Consider the following 24,576-nt stretch of genomic DNA (forward strand, 5'->3'; position numbering starts at 1 on the left):
CCTTTATGCAAAGCGTGAGATCGAGAACGGGGCGGGATCGACATGGGGCGGCCGATCCGCGACGAGATCGGCGATCATGCGACCCGTCGTCGGCCCGAGCGTCAGGCCGACATGGCCGTGGCCGAACGCGTAGAAGACATCGGCGCGCCGCGGCGAAACGCCGATGACGGGAAGCGAGTCGGGCGTTGCCGGACGATGGCCCATCCAGTCCTGACCGCCGGTGCTGTCGAGATCCGGCAGATAGAGCTTCGCGAGCGAGGCGAGCGCCGCGCTCCGTCGATAATTGGGTGGCGCGCGGAGCCCGCGAAACTCGGCCGCCCCGCCGATCCGCAGACCGCATTGCATCGGCGTCGCCACGAAATGGCGCTCGGCGAAGATGATCTCCCGCGAGAGCGAGACGCCCGGCTCGGGGATCGTGGTGTTATAGCCCCGCTCGCTTTCGAGGAGCACCTGGTCGCCTACCGCGCGAGCGAGCGCGCCGGACCAGGCGCCCGCCGCGACGACGAGGCGCTCGAAGGGCAATGTGCGTCCGCATGTGAGCTTCAACGCCGCCCCGTCGACGCCGACAACCTCCCCGGCGACGAAGCCGACACCGGCGGTTTCGAGATGGCGACGCAGCGCATTCACGAGGGTCGCCGGGTCGTTCACGTGCGACCATTGCGGGGTGAAGACGGCGGCTGCGGTGCGCGGGCCGAGCGCGGGCTCCATGGCGCGCGCCTCGTCACCACCGATCTCTTCCATGACGATGCCGTGGGCACGGCGGGCCTTGCGATCGGCCGCGTCGGCCTCGAAGGCGGCTTTGGTTTCGTAGCACCAGAGCGCGCCGACCTCGTTCAGCTCCTCGCGTAGGCCCAGCGTGTCGAGAAGGGCCACGAAATCCCGCGGGGCCTCGGCAAGGGCGGACGCCAGAGCGGCGATCGCCGCCGCCCGCCGCGTGGGAGACGCGGTGCGAGCCATCGCGCGCATCCAGGGCAGCATCTTGACGGCCTGCGCGGCCCCGACGCTCACCGGACCGAGAGGATCGGCGAGCCATCGCGGCAATTTCCAGAGTGTCGCCGCGAAATCGAGCGGCATGATCTCGGTGACACCGAGCCCGCCGGCATTGCCCTTGGACGCACCGGGAATCGCGGCCTCACGGTCGACGATGGTGACGGCGTGACCGTCCGCGAGGAGCGCCTCGGCGGTCGCGAGACCGACAATGCCGGCGCCGAGAACGACGATATGGCTCATCGCGCGGCGTTCTCCCACGGCAACATCCGCCCGGTCGGGGCGCGCAGGGCGGGCGACGGCGCTGCGTCCCGCCTTGCTTCACAGAACCTCACCGCGGCGCTCACAGGGTCAGTCACCTCTGCTCGATCGCCACGCCCGCCAGGATGGGCGGGCATGGCGACTTGAAAACGTTTACTTCTTCGAGTTCTGCATCATGACGTCGCACTGTCAAGGCCCCGCTCGGGTCACGCCGGTGTTACCGAAGACCCCGCCAAACCTTTAGGCAATCTGGCAGGTTTCCGGGCACCGAAGACGACTTGCACGGTGAGCCTGAAGGCGGTCGGCATGGGAACGGAGTTGAAAACGATTACGCGATCAGCGAAAGTGGCGGCTCGTGGTGGCGCCTTCCTGTTTTTCGCGTACTCGTTCCCTCCCCCAGCCGCCCGAAGGTCAGCCCCAAACGTGACCCCGTCGAGACCGACCGACAATTCCACCCCGAAACGCACCAAGGCGACGGTGCACGACGTCGCCAAGCGCGCGGGCGTGTCGATCGCGACGGTCTCGCGCGCGCTCAACACCCCCGATGCGGTGCGGCCCGAGTTGCGCGAAGAGGTGCTCAAGGCCGCCAAGGCGCTCGGCTACACCACCAACTCGGTCGGCAAGGCGTTGAGACGCCGCCGCAGCCAGGTCATCGGGACCCTCCTGCCCCGCCTCGCCGACCCGCTGTTTTCGCTCGTTGCCAGCGGTGTGCAAGATGCGCTCGTTGAGCACGACTATGTCGGTTTTCTCGAAATCTCCGGCTTCGACAACCGAAACCTTTATACGCACGCCCATAAACTGATCCAAAAGGGCGCGGAAGGGCTCATCGTCTTCGGTCGGATCGACGATGATGATCTGCTCGACCTCGTCACCAAGCAGAATATTCCGACTTTGACGGTTTATTCCTACCTCGCCGCGTCCGAAATCCCGATGATCGGGATCGACAATTATGCGGCGACGCGCCAGCTCACCGAGCTCCTCCTCGATCTCGGCCACACCCGCATCGCGATGATTTCCGGCCCGCTCGCCGGCAACGATCGCCAGCAATCGCGCACCCAGGCCTTTCAGGACTGCCTCCACGAGCGTGGCCTCGAACCGTTGATCGAGCATGTCGACGTCGAGCATGAGAGGGCGAACGGGGCCGCGGCCCTGCAGCGCCTGATATCGCGGCGCTCGGACCTCACGGCGCTCCTGTGCAACCGCGACGTCATCGCCTTCAGCGCCATCGCCGAATGCCGGCGCATGGGCCTTTCGGTGCCGGACGACCTGTCGCTCACCGGGTTCGACGATGTCGAATACGCCTCCCTCCTCGACCCGCCGCTGACATCGCTGTCGGTGCCCGCGATCGAGATGGGCCGCCATGCCGCGACGACGATCATCCGCCACCTGGAATCCGGCGATGCGATGCACTCGGCCTGCTACGACACGGAGGTCATTTTGCGCCGCTCGACCGCGCGTCCCCGCCCCGCCCGTCGCGGCTAGACCCGACCGCAGGCCGCAAGAAACGCAGCGTTGAGAAAGGCTCACTGACACATGAGTCAAATGCCGATTGACAGGCTAAAGTAAACGTTTACAGAATGAGCGGTCAGCAGCAGCGAGGCCACCCGTGCGTTTTTCCAGAATGGTCAATGTCGTCAGCGCCCACGCCGCCGGCGAGCCGAACGACGTCATCACCGGCGGTGTTCTCGACGTCCCCGGCACGACGATGTTCGAGAAGATGACGTGGCTGCAGACAAACGGCGACGACCTGCGTCAATTCCTGCTCAACGACCCGCGCGGCAAGGTCACGCTCTGCATGAACCTCATTCTGCCGTCGGCCCATCCCGAAGCGCAATTCGGCTATGTGATCATGGAATCGGATTTTTACGTTCCGATGTCCGGCACCAACACGATCTGCACCGTCACCGCCGCGCTCGAAACCGGCATGGTGGCGATGACCGAGCCCACCACGCGCCTCCGCCTCGAGGCGCCCGCCGGCCTCATCGACGTGACCGCCACCTGCCGTGACGGGCGCTGCGAAAGCGTCACCTTCGACAACGTGCCCGCCTTCGTGATGGCGCGCGACCGCACGATCGACGTTCCGGGCCTCGGCCCCCTTACCGTCGATGTCGCCTATGGCGGCATGATCTACGTCATCGTCGACGCCGCGCGGGTCGGCTTCAGCGTGAAGCCCGACGAAGCGGCGGCGATGGTCGATCTCGGCGAGCGGATCAAGGCCGCCGCGGCCGAGCAGATTCCCGCGGTCCACCCGGAGAACCCGGACATCCATACGGTCAACCAGACCCTCTTCGCCGGCCCGCTCGAAGAAACCGCCACCGGCAAGCGCTCGCGCAACGGCGTCATCGTCTCGCCCGGCCGCCTCGACCGTTCCCCCTGCGGCACCGGCACCAGCGCCCGCCTCGCCCTCCTCCATGCGCGCGGCGAGATCGCGACCGGGGAGACGTTCGTGCACGAATCGATCATCGGCACCGAATTCACCGGCGTCGTCCGCGACACGGCGATGGTCGGCGACATTCCCGCCGTCCGCCCCTCGATCACGGGTTCGGCCTGGATCACCGGCTTTCACCAGCACGTCCTCGATCCGACGGACCCCTTCCCCACCGGCTACCGTCTCAACGACACCTGGCCGGGCTCCACCTTCGCCGGCGCCAAGGCCGGCTGACCTTTCGCGATAACGCGATCTCGGCCGGCCGCCCACGCGCCCGGCCTCCTCTCGCCCCGCTGCTTTGACATTTAGGAAGCATGCTATGAGCCTACGGCCCACCGCCTCCATCGCCCCCGACACGTCGGCCGAACTCGGCCAAGTCTTCGTCCTCGGCCCCGACGACGGCAAGACCTTCTGGCAGCCGGTTCCGGCGAACGGCCAGATCGACATTCGCATCGCGCCCGAGTTCGTCGACCAGCAGACCCCGTTCAGCATCGGCACGCAGACGCTGCCGCCGGGCGGCTATGTCCGTGAGCACGCGCATCCGCACCATGACGAGGCGCTGCATTTCATCTCCGGCACCGGCAAGGCCGTGGTCGACGGTGTCGAGTATGAGCTCAAGCCGGGCGTGACGATCTTTGTCGGCCGCAACCGCCGGCATATGTTCATCAACAATTCCGAGGGCGAACTGCACTGGCTCTGGTTCATCCAGCCGAACGGGCTCGAAACCTTCTTCGAGGAGGTCGGCCGGCCGGTCGTGCCGGGCGAGCCGGATCCGACGCCCTTCCCGCGCCCGGACAACGTGCTCGAGATCGAAGCCCGCACCGCCTTCGCCCCACCGCCCAAAGACAGCCGCAAGCCCGACTGAGCGACGCCCGCCTCGGCGTGAGCGTCAGGCCCCCACGGACAACGTGGGGGTCGTGCCCCGCTGCGCCGGGGTCCGCAACGCTCGCGCCGCCGACCGTTCGATCGGGCGGCCGATCCTCGTTTCAACCGTCCCCTGGAGACATCATCATGGACATGTTCCTCAAAGACAAAGTGGTCATCGTGACCGGCGCTGGCTCCGGGATCGGCGCCGCGACGGCGAAGACCTTCGCCGAAGAAGGCGCGAAGGTCGTCGTCGCCGACTATGTCGAGGAATCCGCACAGAGCGTCGCGGCCGAGATTGGCAGCAACGCCCGCCCCTTCACCGTCGATGTGCGCAAGGCGGCCGACGCCCGCGCGATGGCCGAATTCACCGTCACAACGTTCGGCGGGATCGACGTCCTCGTGAACAATGCCGGCCGCGGCATGTTCGGAACCGTCGAGAACGCCGAAGAGGACGACTGGAACGACATCGTCGCCGTCAGCCTCAACGGTACGTATCTCTGCTCGAAATTTGCGATCCCCGAGATGCGCAAGCGGGGCGGCGGGGCGATCGTCAACACCGCCTCCAATATCGCGATGGCGATGGCGATCAAGGACCGGGCGGCCTATGTCGCGGCGAAGGGCGCCGTCTCGGCCCTCACCCGGTCGATGGCGCTCGATTTCGCCGCCGACAATATCCGCGTCAACTCCGTCGCGCCCGGCGTGATTTGGTCGAACTATTTCGACAAGATGCTGTCGGAAGTGGACGATCCTGAGGCGTTCAAAGAGGGCCTGCGCGCCCGCGCCCCGACGCATCGCTGGGGCACCCCCCAGGAGATCGCGAACGCCATCGTCTGGCTCGCCTCGGAGCGGGCGTCCTATGCGACCGGTTCGATGATGACAGTCGACGGCGGCTCGTCCGTCTGGTGAAACCAGGCCGGCGCAGCCTTGCCGCTGCGCCGGTATCCCATCGACGGGCGGGTCTCGTCCCGTCGCGCCCGCTCTCGCCCGCTCTCGCGCGGGATCGTCAGTCGAGAAGAAGGGCCGCGATCCGCGCCGCCTCCGGCAGCGCCTCTTCCATCCGCACCCATTCATGGGCCGGCCCTTGCGCCACGTTGAGGAGCCCCAAACGGCGGGTCCCTCGCATCACCGGCATATTCGCAAGGCGGCAGGCCCCGAGGCCGAACACCGTTTCCGGATCAGGATAGGCCGCGCGGATCGTCGCCTCGTCGGCCGCGACGAAGAGCTTCGCCTTACCGTGCACGATGTCGAGCCACGGGCTCGCCGGCAGAAGCTTCGAGGCGCCCGTCGGATAGATGTCGGGCACCGTGGTGTAGACGCGCTGGCCGGCGAGCCCCTCGGCCGTCTCACTGAAGCGCAGAACCGTCGCATATTGCAGCCCGCCCCATCGCTCCAGCAGCGCGCAGAGCGACAGGAAGGCGTGTGTTCGATCGTCGTCCATCAGCATCTCACGACAGGCTCGGCAGGAAGAGCGCGATTTGCGGGAAGACCGTCAACAGCGCGACCGCCAGGCAGAGGAGGAGGAAGAACGGGATCGCGGCGAGCGCGATCTTGCTGATCGTCTCCCCGGTGATCCCGCGCAGGATGAAGAGATTGAAGCCGATCGGCGGCGTGATCAGGCCGAGCTCCATCGTCAGGACGAAATAGACGCCGAGCCAGATCGGATCGAAGCCCGCCGCGATCGCCATCGGCGCGGTGATCGGCAGTGTCATCACCATCATCGAGACCCCGTCGAGGACGCAGCCGAGAAGGAGGTAGAAGACGGTGAGGATGAAGATCAGCGTCATCGGCGACAGCTCTAGCGCCGCGATCGCCGCCCCCGCCTGCTGCGGGATATGCAACAGGCTCATCGCCGAGGACAGGAACCCCGAGGCGACGAGGAGGATACCGATCATGCACGAGACGCGCACCGTTCCCTGGAGTGTCTCGCGCAGCAGCCTCACGCTGATCTGGCCGCGGAACGCGATCAGGATCAACGTCGCCCCGAGCCCGAGCGCCGCCGCTTCCGAGGGTGTCGCAAGGCCGGTATAGATGCCGCCGATCACGGCGAGGATGATTGCCGCCAGCGGCATGATGTCGAGGACACGGCGCGCGCCGGAGCGCAACGTCTCGGGCGGCGTCACGGCCTTGTCGGTCCCGCGGATGAGCGAGATGGCCGCGATGTAGGTCATGAAGAGGGCCGCGACCATGAGGCCCGGCAGGAGACCGGCGAGGAAGAGATCGCCGATGGAGACCTGCGCGAGGACGCCGTAGACGATCAGCGGGATCGACGGCGGCACCAGAATGCCGATGCTGCCGGAGGCGGCCATCGAGCCGAGCGACAGGCGGCGCGGATAATTCTGTTCCTTGAGGGCGGGCAGCGTGATGCGCCCGATCGTGGCCGTCGTCGCGGCGGTCGAGCCGCTCACCGAGGCGAAGAGCGTCGAGCCCAACACGTTGGCGTGGACGAGACCGCCCGGAATGCGCCGGGTGATCGGCGCGATCGCCTCGAACACGGCCGAGGCGATATTGCTGCGAATGAGGAGCTCGCCCATCCAGATGAAGAGCGGGATCGCCGAAAGCTCCCAGGCCCGCGCGGCGCTCCAGGTCGTCGTCTGCAACAGGAGGCCGATCCGCATCAGCGAATAGCCCGCATCGAAATAGAGCGCGCCAATGCCGATCAGAAAGATCGCCACGAAGAGCCAAAGCCCCACCCCGATCATCGCGAGGAGAAGGCCGAAGAAGAGGGCGAAGGAGAGAGCGAAATCAGGCATCGTGCATCTCTTCGGCGAAGTCGTGGGCCTGAAGCTGTCCGGTGAGAATGAGCCCGAGGCGCGCGACGCCTTGGAGGACGAGATTGCCCGCGCCGAGCATCGCCATGCCGAGCGGGATCCAGAGCGGCACCTCGGCCACCGTCTGGCTCACCGTGCCGCGCGTCCAGGCGCGATCGGCGGCGGCGAAATAATACTGCGTGAGGAGCACCGCGACGAAGATCAGGGCGAGGAGCGCGAAACACTCCGCAACGGCGCGCGCCCGAAAGCCGAGCCGGTCGAGCAGCAGGCCGACCCGCAAGTGCGTCTTGGACCGCAAACAACCGCCGGCCGCGCCGAAGATCAGCGCGGCGACCATGTAGCCGACGAACTCGTCGAGCACGAAGGTCGAGGTCGCGAACACCGCGCGCATGACGATTTCGAGAACGATGTGGGCGAACATGCCGACGACGGCGATGGCGGCGAGGATCTCGCCGAGGACCGCTCCCAATGCGGCGATCCGGTCGAGCCCAAAGGCGAGACCCTTCATGATACCTCCTGCGGCTCGGGCATGACGCGCCACGAGCGCGTCATGCCCGTGACCCGTTTATTGCGTGGCGCTGCGATAGGCGTCGAGGAACTCGGTCCCGGATTCGCCCGACTTTGCGAGCCACTCGTCGACGATCGGCTGCGCCTTCTCGCGCAGGAATCCGATGAGCTCGGGCGAGAACTCGCTCACCACCGTACCGCCTTCGTCGGCGACGTGCTGTTCCTCGGAGGCGACGAGATCCGCGATCTGTGCGCGGTTCCAAGCCTCGGTCTCGGCGGCGGCCTCCATCACGGCGGCGCGCAGATCCTCGGGCAGCTCGTTCAGCGTGTCGAGATTGATCGCGGCGGCAGCCTGGCCGACATGCGTCCCGATATCGTTATAATAGGGCACGATATTGGTCGGCAGACCGAGCGAGATGCCGGAGATCGACGCGTGGACGGCCTCGATCGCGCCGACCTGAAGCTGCGGCACGACGTCGGACCACGAAATCTGCACAGGGCTCGCGCCGGCCGCGCGGAACAGCTCCATCGCGATCGGATGGTTGACGCGAATCTTGAGCCCGTCAAAGTCCTCCGGCGCCTCGATCGCCTCGGCCGACCAGACCCCGACCGCGGGCCAGATCACCATATAGAGGAGCGCGAGATTGTCCTCTTCCATCGCCGCCTCGACATAGGGGCGCGCGATCTCCTGCATCGTCTCGGCCTCGGCGAGGGTCTGACCGATGAGGGGCAGGTTCGTCACGAGATACATCGGATTGCGGCCCGCGCCGACCTCCAGCGGGAAGTTGCCCATCGGGAGCGCGCCGGCGCCGATCGCGTCGATCATGTCGGCGGATTTGAAGCCGGCGGATCCGCCGAGCTGGTTGACGACCTCGACCCGCCCGCCGGTCTTCTCCTTGACGAGTTCGGCGAAGTGGATGTCCGCGAGGCCCGGCGGCGTCGCACCGCTATACTCGTTCGCGAGGTCGAGCGTGTACTCTTGCGCCGTCGCGGCCGATGACAGAAGCACCGCCACCGGCAATGCCAACGCGAGGGATTTGAGCTGCATCGAGAATTCTCCGGTTCGTTTTAAGGCCCCCCGAGCCGGGCGGCATGTTGGGCCGGCGACCTCCGCCGGCGGGCGGTCAGACGGCTTCGCGGAAGACCCGGCCGTCCTTCATGATGAGCGCGAGCTTCTCGGGCGCCATCAGCACCTCGATATCCTCGAGCGGATTGCCGTCGAGCGCGATGAGGTCGGCGATATAGCCCTCCCGAACATGGCCGAGCCGGTCGGACATGTTGAAGAGGTCGGTCGCGTTGCACGTCGCGTGGCGGATCACCTCGGCCGCCGGGAGGACTTCGCGGCGGATGCGGAATTCGAGCGACTGATGCCGGTGGAGCGGACCGATCAGGTCCGTGCCATACACCATCGGCACGCCGTTGCGGGCGGCGATCTCGAGCTCCTGCGAGCCGACATCGAGCACCGGCTTGATCTTGGCGTGGAGCTCGGGCGGCATCCCGACCTCGATCCCCTCCTCCCACATCGTCGAATAGGCGACGAGCGTCGGGACGAGGACCGCATTGTGCTGTGCCATCAAAGCGGCCGTGTCGTCGGAGATGAAGTTGCCGTGCTCGATCGAGCGCACGCCGCATTCGACGGCGTGGCGGATGCACATATCGGTATAGGCGTGTGCCATCACGTAAGTGTGGGCGTGCTCGGCCTCCTCGACGGCGGCGCGGATCTCGTCCTTCGAGAATTGCACGAAGTGGATCGGGTCGGTGTAGGACGCGATGCCGCCCCCCACCATCAGCTTGACCTGCGAGGCGCCGCGGCGCAGCTCGTCACGCGCGGCGGCCCGTACGGCGTCCACCCCGTCGACCACGCGACCGAGGCTCGGCACATAATAATGCGCGTCATGCACCGTCTCCCCGACGCCGCGCATGTCGCCATGGCCGCCGGATTGGGAAAGCGCCTTGCCGGAATAGAGGATGCGCGGGCCGGGAATGAGCCCCTCCTCCACGGCGCGCGCGATGCCGAAATCGGCGCCGCCCGCATCGCGCACGGTCGTGAAGCCGCGCATCAACATGCCTTCGAGGATCGGCATCGCCCGGATCGCGACATAGGTCGGCGACCAGCGCGTCAACTGGGCGAAGCTGTTGATCGGCACGATGGCGTGGACATGAGCGTCACACAGGCCGGGCATCAGAACGCGCCCGTTGAGGTCGATCGTGCGGTCGGCGGAGGCCGTCGAAATCGATCGGCCCATCTCCGCGATCCGTCCGTCGACGATCAGCAGACCACAGGTCTCGGTCAGCTCGCCTTTTTCGACGTCAAGCACAGACGCGTTACGAATGCTGATTTTGTTCACGTATAGCCTATCATTTGGGCAAACAGTTCAGGACGAATCCAAATCGAGCGCAAAGCGATAGTGAGGAGATCCGTCCCACGGCCGCGTTCATTGGCGAAGTTGAGCGGCGCTCGTGGCCGTTGACAACAGACGCAAAATCGTAAACGCATGACTTCAAGTCATAGGGGTCGGGAGAGATCGCCGTGGACAGGATGCATGCCGGCGCCCCCAGCGCACCGCGCAACGTCATCGATCGGGAAGGCATGCTGCCGCCGATCAGCGCCCTTCGCGCCTTTCTGTTCTCGGCTCAATATCGCAGCTTCTCGAAAGCGGCCGACGAGCTCGGCATGACGCAGAGCGGCGTCAGTCGCGCGATCAAGAGCATCGAGGAGCTCGCCGGGGCGACCCTCTTCGAGCGCACCGGCCACGGGCTCATCCTCACCGAGCAGGGCCGCGTCTATCTCGACGATGTGCAGACGATCGTCGACGAGCTCGGCGCGGCGACCTTGCGCCTATCGACCTTCGCCGATGCCGACGAGACGCTCTCCATCGCCACCCTGCCGAGCCTCGGCGGGCGCTGGCTCGCCCCGCGGATCCGCCGCTTCATGGCGCAATATCCCCGCATCGAGGTCCGCATTACCGCGCAGATCGGCCATTTCGACCTCGCCAATAGCGGCATCGACGGGGTGATCCATTATGGCAACGATGTCTGGCCCGACAGCCTGTCCGAGTTTCTGATGGACGAGGTGACGGTGCCGGCCTGCTCCCCGGAGTTGCTTCCGGCCGACCCCGCCCCGATCGACGCGCTGCTGCGCGAGCTCACGCTGATCCAGCACCTCCACCGCCCGACCGCATGGCGCGACTGGTTCCGCATCGCCGGCCTTGCCCATCCGCACCCGATGGCCGGCCCCCGCTTCGAGCAATATATCATGGGCATCGAAGCCGCTTTGTCCGGCATGGGCGCCATCATGATGCCGCCCTTCATGATGCTGTCGGAATTGCGCGACAAACGTCTCGCGCTGCTCGACCGCACGGTCGTGCAATCCCCCTGGGGCTACCACTTCATCTATCCGAAGAGCCGCCGGTCGAAACCGGCGCTGATGCGGTTTCGCAGGTGGTTGCGGCATGAGGCGAAGCGGACCTGGGGGGAGACGCAATTGCTGCTCGACGAGAGTGGCGGCTGACCGCCTTATTTCGTGTTCGGCGCGCTCGCCCACAGGTTCGCGACCTGACGCACGAGCTGCGCCTGACGGTTGACGCCGAGCTTGCGAAAGACCTGTTTCAGAACGTTGCGCGCCGTGCCCTCCGTCACGCCGAGCCGATCGGCGGCGTCGTTGATCGCCATGCCGCTCCCGACGAGGGATGCGATCCGCGCCTCCCCCAGCGTTAGATCGAAGACTTCACGCAGGATGACCGGATCGATCATCCGGTCGCGCTCGATCGGGGTGGTGAAGAGTAACGTTTGCGGAACCCCCTTTCCCTCGAAATGAAGCTCGTCCCGGTCCACCACCGGCAGCGCCCAGATCGCGACGCGCCCGCCGTCCGTGCCCATCACGATGCAGGGCCGCGGGTCGGACCGCTCCGTGACCGGTTCCGACAGGCTTTCCAGAAGGCCGAAGAAGCGGGCCCGGTCCTCCTCCCGTTTCGGCAGGATGCGCCCGTCCGTCCGGTCGAATAACGTGTCGAAGAGTTTGGAGCCCACGGTGTTGGCGAACAGCACGCGCCGGTCCGCGCCGATCACGAAGATGCCGATATCGACCGCATCGAGCGCCTCCCGCAGCACGCTCGAAGTCGCATTGAGCTGCACGATCCGAACCGACAGGCGAAGCGCCTGCTCGACATGGCGGCCGATGTGCTGAAGCAAGGTTTTCTCGGCCTCGGTGAAGCGCCCCTTGTCCTCCGCACGCGGCACAGAGATCGCCACGAACATGTCCCATTTCGGCAGAATGACGCAGGACATCAAATAGCCGAAACCGACACGCTTGAAGAAATCAGTATAAATCGGGATCGTCCCGACCTGCTCTTCCGGCAAAACGGTGAAATCGTCGAAAACGTCGAATCCTTCGAGATTGAGCTCCAAAGCCTTCTGTGCGTGCGCATCATGCTGCCACCATCCCTCATCGAGATAGATTTGCACGGCATCCGTCAGAGTATGGGAATGGATAAACGCAGTGTCGGAGTCGCCACTGTAATAAATAATGACAGAGCCCGCCGCATCGAAATATTCGCCGATTTTTTCTAGCACTGACGGCCATCGCTCGGGAGACAGAGCGGCAGCGTTAATAGCATAAATGACATCGCTAAACGCCTTCATAGATCCCCCTGGTCGTTCGGGGCTAATCTACATATTTTTACATTCAGACAAGCCGACTCAACGCCAAGAGAACGGTCTCTCCACCAAAAAAACCGAGACGCCGCGAAATATATCCCATTTAGGATATTGAGCGGCCCACACGCCCAAGCGTAGCATTTTTCCATCGCTGTCCTGTCATCCCTCGGTGGTCGCGGGACGGTGAATGGTCGTTGCGCTGCGGCGCTCTGGCCGGTGTGCAGCGTACATTTGCGGCCATCGCGCAGCACGCGGCCGAAGGCGGCTCGTGCCCCTGAGGCGCGACACGAGAAAGGGGAAACCGGCTTGGCTATAGCGGTCATCAACGCTCATCCCGAAACCGTTCGCTATCCTCTGATGGAGAACCCGCGTGTCGGTTTTCTCCTCGCCTTCGTCGCAGGTCTTCTCAACGCCTGGACGCTCGCGAACGCCTCCACCTTTGCAACCGTACAATCGGGCAACGTCATCCAGAGTGGCTATCGTCTGATCCAGGGGGATTGGACTGCATTTTGGTTCTCGTTCATCTCCGTGATCTGCTTCGGGCTCGGCTCGGCAGCTTGCGGCGCTCTGATGACGAGCCTGCTGCGGCGCGGTCATGTCTTCACGCCGGTGGTCCTCATCTTCGAGTGCCTCGCCCTGCTCGGACTCGGTATCGCCTCGCGAATGGGCGTGGTCGACGCGCATCTCGTCGCCTATGCTGTGAGCTTCGTCGCCGGCGCGCAAGGCAACGCCTTTCACAAGGATCATGGCATGCTCTACGGCAACGTGGCCGTGACGTTTGTCGTCCAGATGGCGTTCAACTTCCTCGTGCAGAGCTTTTTCAAGAAGGAAGGGATCAACGGCGAGCCGAACCTGATGTGGGCGGGCCTGTTTTTCTTGATCCTTCTGGGGTTTGCCGCAGGTGGTGGCATCGGCTTCTATATCGATGCGTATCTGATCGCGCATGCGTCCCTCTTCATCGCCGCCGCGATCGTCTTCATCCTGGCGCTCGACGCCTTCGAGCGCACGAAGCGCGATCCCGATCCGACGCCGGGCGGCTCGATCGCCTGAGATCGCCTGCGCCTTTCCCAATCGAGCGGCGCCGATCGATGATCGGCGCCCTCGTCCTTGCGGGCGCCTCTGTCACCCCTATCGTAAAAGCCTCAACGAATCGAAACAGATATGCATACCAATTCTCTGAATTTCTTCCTCATGCCCTGATGCCGCACCCAAAGCACTTTTAATAACTTGACACATAAAACAATTCGGACAAGATCCACCCAATTCTGAAGGAGGGTTACTTGATGGCTGAGTTGCCACAACCGATCGTTGGAACACGGGGCGCCGACGTCGCCGGCCCGCGCAACCCGGAGGTCGAGGCTCAAAATCCCGACATTTTCGTGCCGCCCGCCACCGATTCCGGTGGGATCCCGAGCCTAAAGTTCCCCTTCGCGATGGCCCACAATCGTCTCGAAGACGGGGGTTGGGCGCGGGAAGTTACGATCCGCGAAATGCCGTCGCTGAAAGAGCTCGCGGCCGTCAACATGCGGCTCGGGCCGGGCGTCGTGCGCGAGCTTCATTGGCACAAAGAGGCCGAATGGGCCTACGTGATGTCGGGGCGGGTGCGCTTTTATCTCGTCGACGAGAACCGCCAGACGCTGGTCGAAGATCTCGGACCCGGCGACCTTTGGCTCGCGCCGGCCGGCTTCCCGCACGCGATCCAAGGGCTCGAAGAGGGCACGGAATTCTTGCTGGTCTTCAATGACGGCAATTTCTCCGAGAACGAAACACTCCTCATCACCGAGCTGTTCGCCCACCTTCCCCGCGAGGTTCTCGCCAAGAATTTCGGCGTGCCGGAAAGCGCGTTCGACGGCACGCCGGACGCTGAGAAGTATATTTTCCGGATGCCCGTCCCGGCCCCCCTCGACGAGGTGCGCAAGCAGCTCGGCGCCGCGGCGATGACGGGAAGCTACGTCTTCCGCGCCTCGGAAATCGAGCCCAACTCATTCCCCGGCGGTGCGACGAAGATCATCGATTCCAAGCTCTTTCCCGTCACCAACATGGCGGCGCTGATGATCCACCTCGAGCCGGGCGGAATGCGCGAGGTGCATTGGCACCCGGATGCCGACGAGATCCAATATTATCTCAGCGGCAAGGCCCGGATGACTGTATTCGACGCGGTCAAGAATGCGCGCACCTTCGACTTCGTCGCCGGTGACGTCGGTTACGTGCCGAAGACCTTGGCCCACTATATCGAGAACATCGGCGACGAGCCGGTGCACGTCCTCAACGTGTTCAGTAAGCCGGAATACAAGGATATCTCGCTGAACCAATGGATGGCCCTCACCCCGCCCGATCTGGTCAAAGGCCATCTCGACGTCGACGAACCGCTCATGTCCTCGCTCCGGCAGGGCTATCAACCCGTCGTCGGCAAATAATCCGCACGCGCCGGCCCGCACGATCGCGGGCCGGCATCGACGTCCACCATTCTCGGATTGCCGCGCGCGCCGCGTGAGCCGGCCCCATCCCCGCAGCCTCGCCGACCGGCGCATAACATGCCGATCGGCGAGGCTCGCGCCTATCGGGGGCCGACGGCACCGACATCTCATCATGACGGACCTTTGATGTTTGCGCACAATCGCTGGCTCGTGCTCATCGCGATGACCGGCTCCCTCGCGATGGTGCTCGTCGACCAGACCGTGGTCGCCGTCGCGCTGCCGACGATCGGCTCCGACCTCCACCTCAGCCCCATCGGGCAACAGTGGATCGTCAACGCCTATCTCCTGGCGATGGCGGCATTCGTCGCGATCGGCGGCCGATTAGGCGACAAGTTCGGCGGCGTCGTCCTCTTTCGCGCCGGCATCGTGATCTTCTTCCTCGCCTCCATCGGCTGCGGCTTCGCGCCCACGAATGCGTGGGGCGAGGCGTGGATGATCACCTTTCGCGCGCTCCAAGGGATCGGCGCCGCGCTGATGATGCCGGTGTCCGCCGCGATCGTGCTCAGCGTCTTCGACAAGTCGAGCGCCGGACGCGCGATGGCCGTCTATACCGGGATCGGCCAGATCTTTCTGGCGCTCGGCCCCCTCATCGGCGGCTTTCTCACCGAGTTCGTCACGTGGCGGGCGGTCTTCTGGCTGAACATTCCGCTCGGCATCGCCTCCCTCGTCCTCGTCGCGGTCTCGAAGCCACCGAACCATCCCGATCGCACGATCCCGATCTCGATCCGCAACGCGATCCTTCTGGTGGTGGGGATCGCGACGACGATCCTCGCCCTCCAGCAAGGCGCGAGCTGGGGCTGGACCTCCGGGGCGACGCTCGCCGCGGCGGCCGTCGGCATTGCATCGTGCACCCTCTTCGCGATGCGCTCACTGCACTTCAAACCGCCCCTCATCGACCTGCGGCTCCTTGCCGACAAAGAACTCTCGACCGACCTTTTCATTGCCTTCGTGCTGCGCTTCGCGATCCTCGGCGTCGCGCTCTATTTCTCGATGTATCTGCAGGACGTGCTCGGCATGGGCGCGACGCGCGCCGGCCTCGCGCTCCTGCCGATGGCCGCGGCGCAGCTCGTCGGGTCCCAGGTCGGCGGATGGGCTTACGACAAAAAGGGGTTGCGCCCTCCCGTCCTGATCGGGCTCGGGCTCTGCATCGTCGGTATGGGCTATTGGGCGTTCGCCCTCACCTTGCTCGACTATAGCCTGATCGTGCCCGCACTCGTCGTCTGCGGGTTCGCCTTCGGCCTGACGGTTCCGGCCCCCGGCACCGATGCCCTCGCCCATGAGGCCGACGTCAACCGCAATCAGGCCTCGGGCCTCCTCCTCACGGTGCGCCAGATCGGCGGCACGCTCGGTGTCGCGATGATGGGCGCGGTGATCCTGTCCGCCGACCCGCTCGCGACACGTTCGCCGGATCATCAAGCGAGCGCGGACGCCACCTCCATCGGCTTCGCCGCCGCCGCTTGCGTCTTCCTCGTCGCATGGATCGCCGCGTGGTGGCTTCTGCCGAACACGAAAGCCGCGGGCACCGGCCGGACCGGACGCCCGCAATGAGTGACGCCATTTGCCCCCGCGGCCCCTCGCGGCACGAGACCCGGACACCCGGCATCCCTTCCGGCGAACGATCCGCCCCATGATGAACGAGGCAAACGAAGCGTCCGTGTCACCTGCCCCGCATTCGGCCCAGGCTGCCGACCCCAGCCGCCGCAACGATACGACTTACTATCTGATCGCGCTCTTCGTCGGCGCGATGACGGGCCTCATCGGGACCGCCCTCCATCTCGGCGTCGACGCGATCCTCGAGTGGCCCAAATATCTGCATCGCGCGGTCGACCTCGATCTCGGGCATTTCCTGCTCCTCACCGGCGCGGTCTCCGCGACGCTCGTTGTCCTGTCGGTCGCGCTCGTGCGCAATCTCGCCCCGGAAGCGGGCGGATCGGGCGTTCAGGAGATCGAGGGGGCGATGGCCGGACTGCGCGAGGTGCGCTGGCGGCGCGTCCTCGTCGCGAAATTCTTCGGCGGCTTTCTCTCGCTGGGCTCCGGCCTCGTCGCGGGCCGCGAGGGGCCAACGATCCACATGGGCGCATCGATCGCACAGGGCGCGTCCGAACGGCTCGGCCTCGGACCGCGCGACACGCGCGGCCTTCTCGCGGCGGGCGCGGCGGCCGGGCTTGCCGCCGCATTCGGTGCGCCGCTCGCCTCGATCCTCTTCGTCATCGAGGAGACGCGCCGGCAATTTCCCTATTCTTTAAAAACCTACTCGGCAGTGATGATCGCCTCCGTCGCGAGCGGCGTCGTGACCGAGGCGCTGACCGGCCGGCGCCCGTTCATGATGATCGAGGTACCGGACATCGCGATCAGCAGCTTGCCCGCCTTCATCGGCCTCGGCATCCTGCTCGGCTTCGTCGGCGTCGCCTTCAACCACTGCCTCGTGCGGGCGATGGACCAGGCGCTCGCCTTCGGCAGTCGCGTGTCCTTCTATGTCCTGCCGGCAATCGTCGGTTTCGTCATCGGCGTTCTTCTGATCGTCGTGCCGGAGGCGACGCAGGGCGGCGAAGCGCTCGCCGTGACGCTCACCACCGAACACATGCCGCTGATCACGATCGCAGCCGTCGTCCTCATCCGCTTCGTCATGACGATGGCGAGCTATTCGATCGGCGCGCCGGGGGGTATCTTCGCGCCGATCCTCGCCCTCGCGACCGCGATCGGCCTCTTTTACGGCCTCGTCCTCGACGTCTATGTGCCGCTTCCAGATGGGATGTTGCCGGCGCTCGCAGTCGCGGCGATGGGCGGCTTGTTCTCGGCGACGGTTCGCGCTCCCCTCGTCGGCGTCGTGCTCCTCGCCGAGCTTACGGGGGCGTATTCGATCCTCGTACCGGGCATCATCACCTGCCTCGTCGCCAATATCGTGGCCGACCGGCTCGGCGGGCGGCCGATCTACGAAGTCCTCCTCGAACGCACGCTCCGCCTCTCCGGCACGCCGGTCCCGGACGAAGCCGCCACCGGAAAGACCGACGAGCAGAAGAACGCGATCGGAGGGTGGGACCAACGGTGACGCTTGAACCAAACTCGGCGTTGGTCACCGCAGAATTCGATAAGATGATCGAGCAGCTGATGGTAGAATAGGCGCACCGATGGCGCCATGCCCATGACTTGGCGTCAGCCTCGCCGAGGAAGGGGATGGCCATGACACTCGACACTGTGGCGCTCATCATTCTCGTCGTCATCACGCTCTTGTTGATCTACGGCATCGTCGGCGTTTACGGCGTGCCTTATGCGATCGCGAAGCGGCGCAACCATCCCCATCGCGAGGCGATCGGGGCGGCGACGTGGCTCAGCCTCTTCACGCTCGGTGTGCTGTGGCCCTTTTTGTGGATCTGGGCGCTGCTCTATCGGCCGGACACCGGCTGGGGCTTCGGCACATCGTCGGCATCGTCCACCGCGTCGCTCGATGCGCTCGAACAGCGCGTCGCCCGGCTCGAAAGCGAGCGGGGATAGTCCGATGGCCGTCCTCCTCCTTCTCGGCTACGCCGCGCTCTGCGTCGCGATCTTCAAGATCCTGCGGATTCCGCTCAACCAGTGGACGGTGACGACGGCATCGCTCGGGGCGGTCGTCATCGTCGGCGGGCTCATCCTCGCGCTCAACTTCAATCACCCGTTCAGCGCACGCGCGCGGCTTTATTTCTACACGACGCCGATCATTCCGACGGTGTCCGGTCAGATCGTCGACGTCGCCGTGACGCCCAACGAGCCCATCGAGACGGGGACGAGCCTCTTTCGGATCGATCCGCGGCCATTCCAGTATCAGCTCGATCAGCGCCGCGCCGCTCTCGCCGAGGCCGAACAGGGGGTGAAGGAGCTCGAAGCCAGCAAAAACCAGGCGGAGGCCGCCGCCGAAAAGGCGAAGGCGGAGGTCACGCTCGCCCAAGAGACCTACAGACGCCAGGCCGAACTTTTGTCACGCGACGTGGTCGCCCAGGCCGCGGTCGACACCGCGACCCGCAACCTCGAGGCCGCTCAGCAATCGCTCGCCGCCGCCGAGGCCGCGGCCGAACGTGCCCGCCTCGCCTTCGGCTCGGAGATCGGCGGCGTGAACACCAGCGTCGCCGCGCTGCAAGCGGACGTGCAATCGGCCGAGTTCAATCTCGAACAGAGCAACGTCAAGGCGCCGAGCAACGGGTATGTGCTTCAGCTCTTCCTGCGCAACGGGATGACGGTCGGGCCGGGCACCAACACGATGGTGTTCGTTGACACCGATCACCCCATCTTCGCCGCGGCCTTTCCGCAGAACGTGCTGTCGCGTCTCACCGTCGGCCAATCGGCGGAGGTGATCTTCCCGTCGCTGCCCGGACGGGTGTTCCCCGCCCGGATCGACGTGTTGCAGGCCGCGATCGCCCAAGGCCAGCTCTCGGCCTCCGGTACGCTCCTCGCCTATGACGCCGGGGGACCGAACGATGCGATCGTGCGCCTGGCCCTTGAAACCGATATTCCGGTAACGGAATTGCTTCCCGGATCGAGCGCGCAGGTCGCCGTCTACAGCGACCACCTCACCGCGATCGCCATCATCCGCAAGATCTTGCTGCGGATGAAGAGTTGGCTGAACTACATCGTGGCGTGAGATCCGCCGCGCGGATCACTTGATCTCGCCGAAAGACGCCGCCGCCTTCATGATGACGTCCGCCACCTCGTCGGGGTGCGAGAGGTAGACCGCATGGCTCGCCCCGGCGATGACGATCCAGTCGCTCTTCGCGCGCTCATAATAGAACCGTTCGAGCGCGGGGCTGATGATCTGATCGTCCCCGGCGACGATGCCCCAGCTCGGCTTGGTCTTCCACGCCGCTTCGGTGAGCGGTGTCGAGAAGACGGACGCGGCGGCATAGACCTGAGAGGCGGCGATGAACGCGGCCTCGGCCTCAGGAAGATCCGGCGCGAAGAGCTTCGGAAAAAGCGTCGGATCGAGATAGGTAAACCCGTCCGGCGTCTTGATGATCGCCCCTTTCGTCTTGCCGAGGACACTCGGCATTCGCGCACCGAGGGCGGCCTCGTCCTCCCCGATATCGGGCGCATGGGCGGCGACATAGACGAGACCGGCGACCTTCGGATGAACGCCCGCCTCGGTGATCACCGAGCCGCCATAGCTGTGCCCGACGAGTAAGGTCGGCCCGTCCTGCCGGTCGAGAACCCGTTTCGTCGCCGCGACGTCCTCGGCGAACGAGGTCTCCGGCTCCTCGACCATCGAGACGCGATAGCCTTCGCGGTTCAGGATCTCGTAGACCGGCCTCCAGCCGGACGCGTCCACCCAGGCGCCGTGGACGAGGACGATGTTCTTCAAGGGCGCCGCTTGGGCGAGCGCCAGCGTTGGGGCGAGAGAGACGAGCGTGGTGATCGCAAGAGCGACGGCGACAACGTTCATGATCCGGCTCCGGTTGACATGATCCCATGGACATGGCGGCACGGCCGCGTTCGCGCCGCCCCGTGCCTCGACACAAGCGCCTCACATTGTCGTCAGAACGCCGCGACGCGCTCGATGACCCAGAACGCCGCGACACTCCCGATCGCATAGCTTGCGATGCGCGACATCGTCCCCGCATGTCGCTGGACCGCCGGAGCGACATGCCGGACGGTGGCCCAGAGAAGCAACACGGCCACGATGAAGACGACCTGACCGAGTTCGACCCCCACATTGAACGCGAAGAGCGCGAGCGGAACATCGCCCGCGGGAAAGCCGATCTCGCGCAGCGCCCCGGCAAAGCCGAGCCCATGAATGAGGCCGAACCCGAAGGCGAGGATCCACGGATAACGGATCGCCAACGGGTCGCGCCGCTCCGGCGGCAAAGCGAGCTCGTAGGCGAGGAAGACGATGGACAGCGCGATCACGGCCTCGACCGGCGGCGGCGGCAGATCGAGCCACCCCAGCGAAGCAAGTCCCAATGTCAGGCTGTGCGCGAGGGTGAAGGCGGTGACGGCCCACAACAGCCGCGCCCGGTCTCGGATCAGGAGAACGAGCGCCAACACGAAGAGAAGATGATCGACGCCCTCCAGAATATGCGTGACACCGAGCCCGACATAGCTCGTGAAGACGCTGAGCGGACCAGCCTCCACCGGCACCACGAAACCAGGCTCCGAGGCGGTGAGACGGTGCACCACCCGCTCGCCCGGCACCGGTTCGTAACGAACGAGTGCATCCGTGCGGGTTCCGTCGAGGCCAATGATCGCGATCGGTCCACCGGCGAGACCACCCGGACAGGTCGCGATCCATCCCATCGTCCACGCCCGCCCGTCATCGGCGGGCGACGCCGGCGCGTCACCGTCGCAGTGGTCCGGTAGCCGAACGGCGAGCGGCATCGGCCGGCCGGCCACATCCGGTACGCGCCAGAGGATCCGCCAACGATCGTTACCGAGGGCCGACAGGTCCAGATAGGCGGGGTCGAGGGCGTGGGCGAACGCGCTCGCAGGAAACCAGAGCCAGAGGACGAGGAGCCATGTGAGCCGGCTTCTCATCGGGCGAGAACGTCGCCGGGGGACGGAATGGCGAGCACCGCGTCGGCGGCCGGAAGGTCGAGGGTGTAACGGCTGAGCAGTGCGGCGGTGAAGGCCTCCCGCATCTCGTCCGCCTGCTCGGCGCGCCAGGTTTGGGCGACGGTCTCGCGAATGTCGGCGAGAGGCGGCAGAGCCGGCTCCGAGCGATCGTTGACGCGGACGAGGTGCGCACCGTACCCGCTCTCGACCGGCCCGCCCCATGCACCGACCGGCTGCGCCGCGAGCGCTGCGGCGAACCCTTCGCCGAATGCCCTGTCGATGGCGGGCGCGGGCGTGAGGGAGAGCGAGGCCGGCAGCATCGTTCGCTCGCCGAGAGTGGCGGGATCGGTATCGCCGGCCATCTCGCGAATTGCGGCGATATCGGCCTCCGTCGCCCCATCGGGCAGCAAGATCTGCTCGAACGCGAACCGCGCGGGGCGCGTGAATTCCTCACGATTGTCGGCGAGATAGGCCGCGAGTGTCGCCTCGTCGGGCTCCATCGCCGCCGCGCCGGATTCGGCAAGAAATTGCATTTTCAGCGCGAGGCGTTGGCGGATCACCGCGTCGTCCTTGTCGAGACCGAGCGCGAGCGCTTCGCGGACGAAGGCCTCTTCACGCGCCCAGTCGGCGATCAGCCGATCGAGCTCCGCCTCGCTCGGCGGCCGGTTCCATATGGCGGTGAATTCGGCGGCGAGCCGCCGCGCCTGGTCGGCGGAAAGATCGATCCGGTCTGGAGGAGACGCGGCCGGTTCGCCGCTCACCACGGCGAAGCCGGCAAAGAGTATCGCACCGAGCGCAAAAAAGTGCAGAAGAGGCGACTTCCAAACCTTGCCGAAAACCATGACGCCTCCAACAAAGCGTGACGGGTCCGGGGATCATGACGCATTCACGCGGCCATGACGAGGTGCGCGGGCCGGGCTGCCCGCAGCGCCCCACCGACGGCCTCACCGCGCGGGCTGGTACCAGATCGGCGCGGTATAGGCGCGCTCCTGGATGGTCAGCGGCACGGACTCGGGGATGTCGAGATGGAATTTCACCGCGTCATAGGCGGTCCAGCGCGGCGTCGGGATCTCGATCACGCGGGCATAATAGAACGCCTTGAGGGACGGATCGAAATCCGGGTCGGTCCACACCGTGCCGAGTTCGGCCGCGCCGATGGTGTTCGTCCAGCTCGGAAGCGACAGATCGACCGTGTTGCCGACCGGCGGCAGCCGGCCGTCCGCATCGCGGCTGCGCCCGTCCGACCAGGCGACGTCATAAATGCGCTCCTGCGGCGTGCCGTCGGCATCGAGCCAGCCTTTGATCATCTGGATGCGATCGAGGTTCGCACCCATCGGATCACGCAAGGCATAGACGAGGAAGGTCGGCGCCCGGGCGCCCTCCGGCGCGGCGGGAAGGTCGGCGCCCATCGGCACGCCATTGTCGTATCCGAGTTGCGCGAGATCGCGCCGAACGGCGTCCTCCTCCTTGAAGGTCCAACCGCCGAAGAGGCGCACACGCATACGCGGCCCCGTCGTCGCGTAGGCCTCGCGCCGCTCCATCGCGTCGAAGATCGCGCCGCGCGTGTTCTCCTCGGCCCACACCGCGGTGAGGCCGGAGGCGGAATATTGCCAGGTGTAGATCTTGAAGCTGTCGTCGGCGCTTTTGCCGGAGACGTGCAACGCGCCATCCTTGATCACCCGGTCGGGTGACGGCTCGTAACTCGCGAACTTGCCGAAGAAGGAGTCCTCGTCCGGGCTCGAGAATGCCGTGTGCGTGTCGGACGCGCCGACCATACCGAACTTGAACGGATTGACGCCGATCTGGCTTTCGAGGGCAAGGCCCGATTTGAGGGCGGCGCGGGCGTAACTCCCCGGCAGCATCGCCGGCGTAACCGCCTGCGAGAAATCGAGATTGCCGACGTCCCACAACTCGAAATCGGCGAAGCGATCCTCCGGCGACAGCAGCGGATGGGCCTCGCCCGTGCCCTTCATCTGCGTCACCTCGTAAAGTCTCTCCCATTTTTGCCGCGCTTCGGCATATTCCGCGTCGAGCGGCGCGCCGTCGGCGAAATCATCCACCAGCGCGAACATCATCCCGTTCGACAGGTTGCCGTTGTGGGGGATCGCCGTCACATCGCCGCCGGTGGTCGCCTCGTAATTCTCCATCCAGGCCCACAGATCGCGCGGGTCGGGCGAGCCGAGCGGCGGCGTGGTGGTGTAGGGCACGACGCGGCCAGCCCGCTCCGCCCCGTCGCGAAAGATCACGTTCCGGTGGAGGTTGTTGCCCCTCACGGGAGAGGTCCACTCGAACCCGACGAACGTCGTGAACACGCCGGGATCGTTGAACTCCTCCGCGGCGGCGATGATGTCGTTCCAGGTCCGCGCATAAGCGGAATTGCCGGGTTGATAATTGAGCGCATCGCTGAGCTCACCCTGCGAGAACTGCCCGATCAGGCGGAACATCGCGCGGGCCGCCGTCTCGCCGCCGGCATTGAAGTCCTCGTGATAGGCGCGGCCTGTCGGGTCGGCCATGATGTTGGGCGCCCCATCGATGATGTCGCGGATCGCGCCGAGCGCGTCGGAATGATCGGTCACGACGTAAAAATCGAACGGGACGCGCACTTTGAGCGGCTGACCGGTGTTCGTCATGATCTGATCGCCGCGCGCGTAGCGATAGGCGTCGCGCGGCATCAAGGTCGTCCCGGAGCCCCCGGCATCGGCCGAAAGGCCGGTGTGGACATGGGTGTCGCCGAAATAGACGTTGGTCGGATAGGCGCGGTCGGCATATGGCGAATAGGGCCGGCCCTTGAGTGTGCCGGCGACGGTGTCGACCGGTGGTGTGGTCTGCGCCTGAGCCGCGACGGAAAAGGAAGCGGCGAGCCCGATGAGCGTTGCGATCCGAAACATGATTCCAGCCCCGCAATAATGTTGCCTCAGTCGTAACCCGAACCCGGACCGCGGTCCGCGCACCCATGGGGTCGGCCGAACCAACGCACCGACGCGTCGCCCCAGCCGGCGACGCGGCCGACGGCCCCGCCATCAGCCCCTCGGCATCCCGCTTGCCCGAATACTGTCACTCGCCTCGATATTCATGTGAAAATCGGGTCGCTATGCGATCATCGGCGCCCCGA

The 24,576-nt window shown here is 65.7% G+C and carries 22 protein-coding genes; 11 read left to right on the forward strand and 11 right to left on the reverse strand.

Annotated features, from left to right (window positions below; all coding sequences use genetic code 11):
* Nucleotides 1–3 precede the first annotated feature (3 nt).
* The gene (locus L1787_RS15455) at nucleotides 4–1,230 is read right to left on the reverse strand and encodes an NAD(P)/FAD-dependent oxidoreductase (RefSeq protein WP_235709726.1); all 1,227 of its coding nucleotides are present in this window, start codon (nucleotides 1,228–1,230) and stop codon (nucleotides 4–6) included.
* 441 nt (nucleotides 1,231–1,671) lie between these two features.
* On the opposite strand from L1787_RS15455, the gene L1787_RS15460 reads away from it, so the two are divergent.
* From L1787_RS15460 to L1787_RS15475, 4 genes are all read left to right on the forward strand, one after another.
* Entirely contained in the window at nucleotides 1,672–2,730 is a 1,059-nt protein-coding gene (locus L1787_RS15460) for a LacI family DNA-binding transcriptional regulator (protein WP_235709727.1), read from the forward strand.
* A gap of 124 nt (nucleotides 2,731–2,854) precedes the next feature.
* A complete protein-coding gene (locus L1787_RS15465) occupies nucleotides 2,855–3,910 on the forward strand; it encodes a proline racemase family protein (RefSeq protein WP_235709728.1) in 1,056 nt (351 codons plus the stop codon).
* Nucleotides 3,911–3,995: 85 nt separating this feature from the next.
* Nucleotides 3,996–4,541, forward strand: coding sequence for a cupin domain-containing protein (locus L1787_RS15470; RefSeq protein ID WP_235709729.1), 546 nt, complete (start codon nucleotides 3,996–3,998; stop codon nucleotides 4,539–4,541).
* Between the two features lie 146 nt (nucleotides 4,542–4,687).
* Nucleotides 4,688–5,449: an SDR family oxidoreductase gene (locus L1787_RS15475; RefSeq protein ID WP_235709730.1), complete on the forward strand. Its 762-nt coding sequence runs from the start codon at nucleotides 4,688–4,690 to the stop codon at nucleotides 5,447–5,449.
* Nucleotides 5,450–5,546: 97 nt separating this feature from the next.
* Here the strand turns inward: L1787_RS15475 and L1787_RS15480 are convergent, their stop codons facing one another.
* The 5 genes from L1787_RS15480 to L1787_RS15500 all read right to left on the reverse strand — a co-directional run bounded on the left by L1787_RS15480 (nucleotide 5,547) and on the right by L1787_RS15500 (nucleotide 10,136).
* Entirely contained in the window at nucleotides 5,547–5,981 is a 435-nt protein-coding gene (locus L1787_RS15480; protein WP_235709731.1) for a hypothetical protein, read from the reverse strand.
* 7 nt (nucleotides 5,982–5,988) lie between these two features.
* Nucleotides 5,989–7,293: a TRAP transporter large permease gene (locus tag L1787_RS15485; protein ID WP_235709732.1), complete on the reverse strand. Its 1,305-nt coding sequence runs from the start codon at nucleotides 7,291–7,293 to the stop codon at nucleotides 5,989–5,991.
* Nucleotides 7,286–7,819: a TRAP transporter small permease subunit gene (locus L1787_RS15490; RefSeq protein WP_235709733.1), complete on the reverse strand. Its 534-nt coding sequence runs from the start codon at nucleotides 7,817–7,819 to the stop codon at nucleotides 7,286–7,288. Before L1787_RS15490 ends, L1787_RS15485 begins: the two co-directional genes overlap by 8 nt.
* Before the next feature lie 57 nt (nucleotides 7,820–7,876).
* The gene (locus tag L1787_RS15495) at nucleotides 7,877–8,866 is read right to left on the reverse strand and encodes a TRAP transporter substrate-binding protein (protein ID WP_235709734.1); all 990 of its coding nucleotides are present in this window, start codon (nucleotides 8,864–8,866) and stop codon (nucleotides 7,877–7,879) included.
* Nucleotides 8,867–8,942: 76 nt separating this feature from the next.
* On the reverse strand, nucleotides 8,943–10,136 hold the full coding sequence (locus tag L1787_RS15500) for a metal-dependent hydrolase family protein (RefSeq protein WP_235709735.1): 1,194 nt from the start codon (nucleotides 10,134–10,136) through the stop codon (nucleotides 8,943–8,945).
* A gap of 221 nt (nucleotides 10,137–10,357) precedes the next feature.
* Between L1787_RS15500 and L1787_RS15505 the strand changes: the two genes are divergently transcribed.
* On the forward strand, nucleotides 10,358–11,329 hold the full coding sequence (locus L1787_RS15505; protein WP_235710060.1) for a LysR substrate-binding domain-containing protein: 972 nt from the start codon (nucleotides 10,358–10,360) through the stop codon (nucleotides 11,327–11,329).
* A gap of 5 nt (nucleotides 11,330–11,334) precedes the next feature.
* On the opposite strand, the gene L1787_RS15510 is transcribed toward L1787_RS15505, so the two are convergent.
* Complete coding sequence (locus tag L1787_RS15510; RefSeq protein WP_235709736.1) at nucleotides 11,335–12,282, reverse strand: helix-turn-helix transcriptional regulator; 948 nt, start codon at nucleotides 12,280–12,282, stop codon at nucleotides 11,335–11,337.
* 498 nt (nucleotides 12,283–12,780) lie between these two features.
* Here L1787_RS15510 and L1787_RS15515 point away from each other — a divergent pair, with 498 nt between their 5' ends.
* From L1787_RS15515 to L1787_RS15540, 6 genes are all read left to right on the forward strand, one after another.
* On the forward strand, nucleotides 12,781–13,524 hold the full coding sequence (locus L1787_RS15515) for a YoaK family protein (RefSeq protein ID WP_235709737.1): 744 nt from the start codon (nucleotides 12,781–12,783) through the stop codon (nucleotides 13,522–13,524).
* Nucleotides 13,525–13,757: 233 nt separating this feature from the next.
* Nucleotides 13,758–14,891 carry a cupin domain-containing protein gene (locus L1787_RS15520; RefSeq protein WP_235709738.1) on the forward strand — a complete coding sequence of 378 codons (1,134 nt, stop codon included), beginning with the start codon at nucleotides 13,758–13,760 and terminating at the stop codon, nucleotides 14,889–14,891.
* Nucleotides 14,892–15,077: 186 nt separating this feature from the next.
* Nucleotides 15,078–16,499 carry an MFS transporter gene (locus tag L1787_RS15525; protein ID WP_235709739.1) on the forward strand — a complete coding sequence of 474 codons (1,422 nt, stop codon included), beginning with the start codon at nucleotides 15,078–15,080 and terminating at the stop codon, nucleotides 16,497–16,499.
* 79 nt (nucleotides 16,500–16,578) lie between these two features.
* Entirely contained in the window at nucleotides 16,579–18,000 is a 1,422-nt protein-coding gene (gene clcA, locus L1787_RS15530) for a H(+)/Cl(-) exchange transporter ClcA (protein ID WP_235709740.1), read from the forward strand.
* A gap of 131 nt (nucleotides 18,001–18,131) precedes the next feature.
* A complete protein-coding gene (locus L1787_RS15535; RefSeq protein WP_235709741.1) occupies nucleotides 18,132–18,443 on the forward strand; it encodes a DUF3302 domain-containing protein in 312 nt (103 codons plus the stop codon).
* A gap of 4 nt (nucleotides 18,444–18,447) precedes the next feature.
* Nucleotides 18,448–19,563, forward strand: a complete 1,116-nt coding sequence (locus tag L1787_RS15540) for an HlyD family secretion protein (protein ID WP_235709742.1) — start codon at nucleotides 18,448–18,450, stop codon at nucleotides 19,561–19,563.
* Nucleotides 19,564–19,578: 15 nt separating this feature from the next.
* Here L1787_RS15540 and L1787_RS15545 read toward each other — a convergent pair whose 3' ends face one another.
* The 4 genes from L1787_RS15545 to L1787_RS15560 form a co-directional block, all read right to left on the reverse strand.
* On the reverse strand, nucleotides 19,579–20,358 hold the full coding sequence (locus tag L1787_RS15545) for an alpha/beta hydrolase (protein WP_235709743.1): 780 nt from the start codon (nucleotides 20,356–20,358) through the stop codon (nucleotides 19,579–19,581).
* 92 nt (nucleotides 20,359–20,450) lie between these two features.
* Nucleotides 20,451–21,446: a HupE/UreJ family protein gene (locus L1787_RS15550; RefSeq protein ID WP_235709744.1), complete on the reverse strand. Its 996-nt coding sequence runs from the start codon at nucleotides 21,444–21,446 to the stop codon at nucleotides 20,451–20,453.
* The gene (locus L1787_RS15555) at nucleotides 21,443–22,306 is read right to left on the reverse strand and encodes a peptidylprolyl isomerase (protein WP_235709745.1); all 864 of its coding nucleotides are present in this window, start codon (nucleotides 22,304–22,306) and stop codon (nucleotides 21,443–21,445) included. Before L1787_RS15555 ends, L1787_RS15550 begins: the two co-directional genes overlap by 4 nt.
* Before the next feature lie 102 nt (nucleotides 22,307–22,408).
* Nucleotides 22,409–24,352 carry a DUF3604 domain-containing protein gene (locus tag L1787_RS15560; protein ID WP_235709746.1) on the reverse strand — a complete coding sequence of 648 codons (1,944 nt, stop codon included), beginning with the start codon at nucleotides 24,350–24,352 and terminating at the stop codon, nucleotides 22,409–22,411.
* Between the last annotated feature and the right edge of the window lie 224 nt (nucleotides 24,353–24,576).

Origin of the sequence: Acuticoccus kalidii (genome assembly GCF_021556395.1) — a bacterium.
Classification (GTDB): domain Bacteria; phylum Pseudomonadota; class Alphaproteobacteria; order Rhizobiales; family Amorphaceae; genus Acuticoccus; species Acuticoccus kalidii.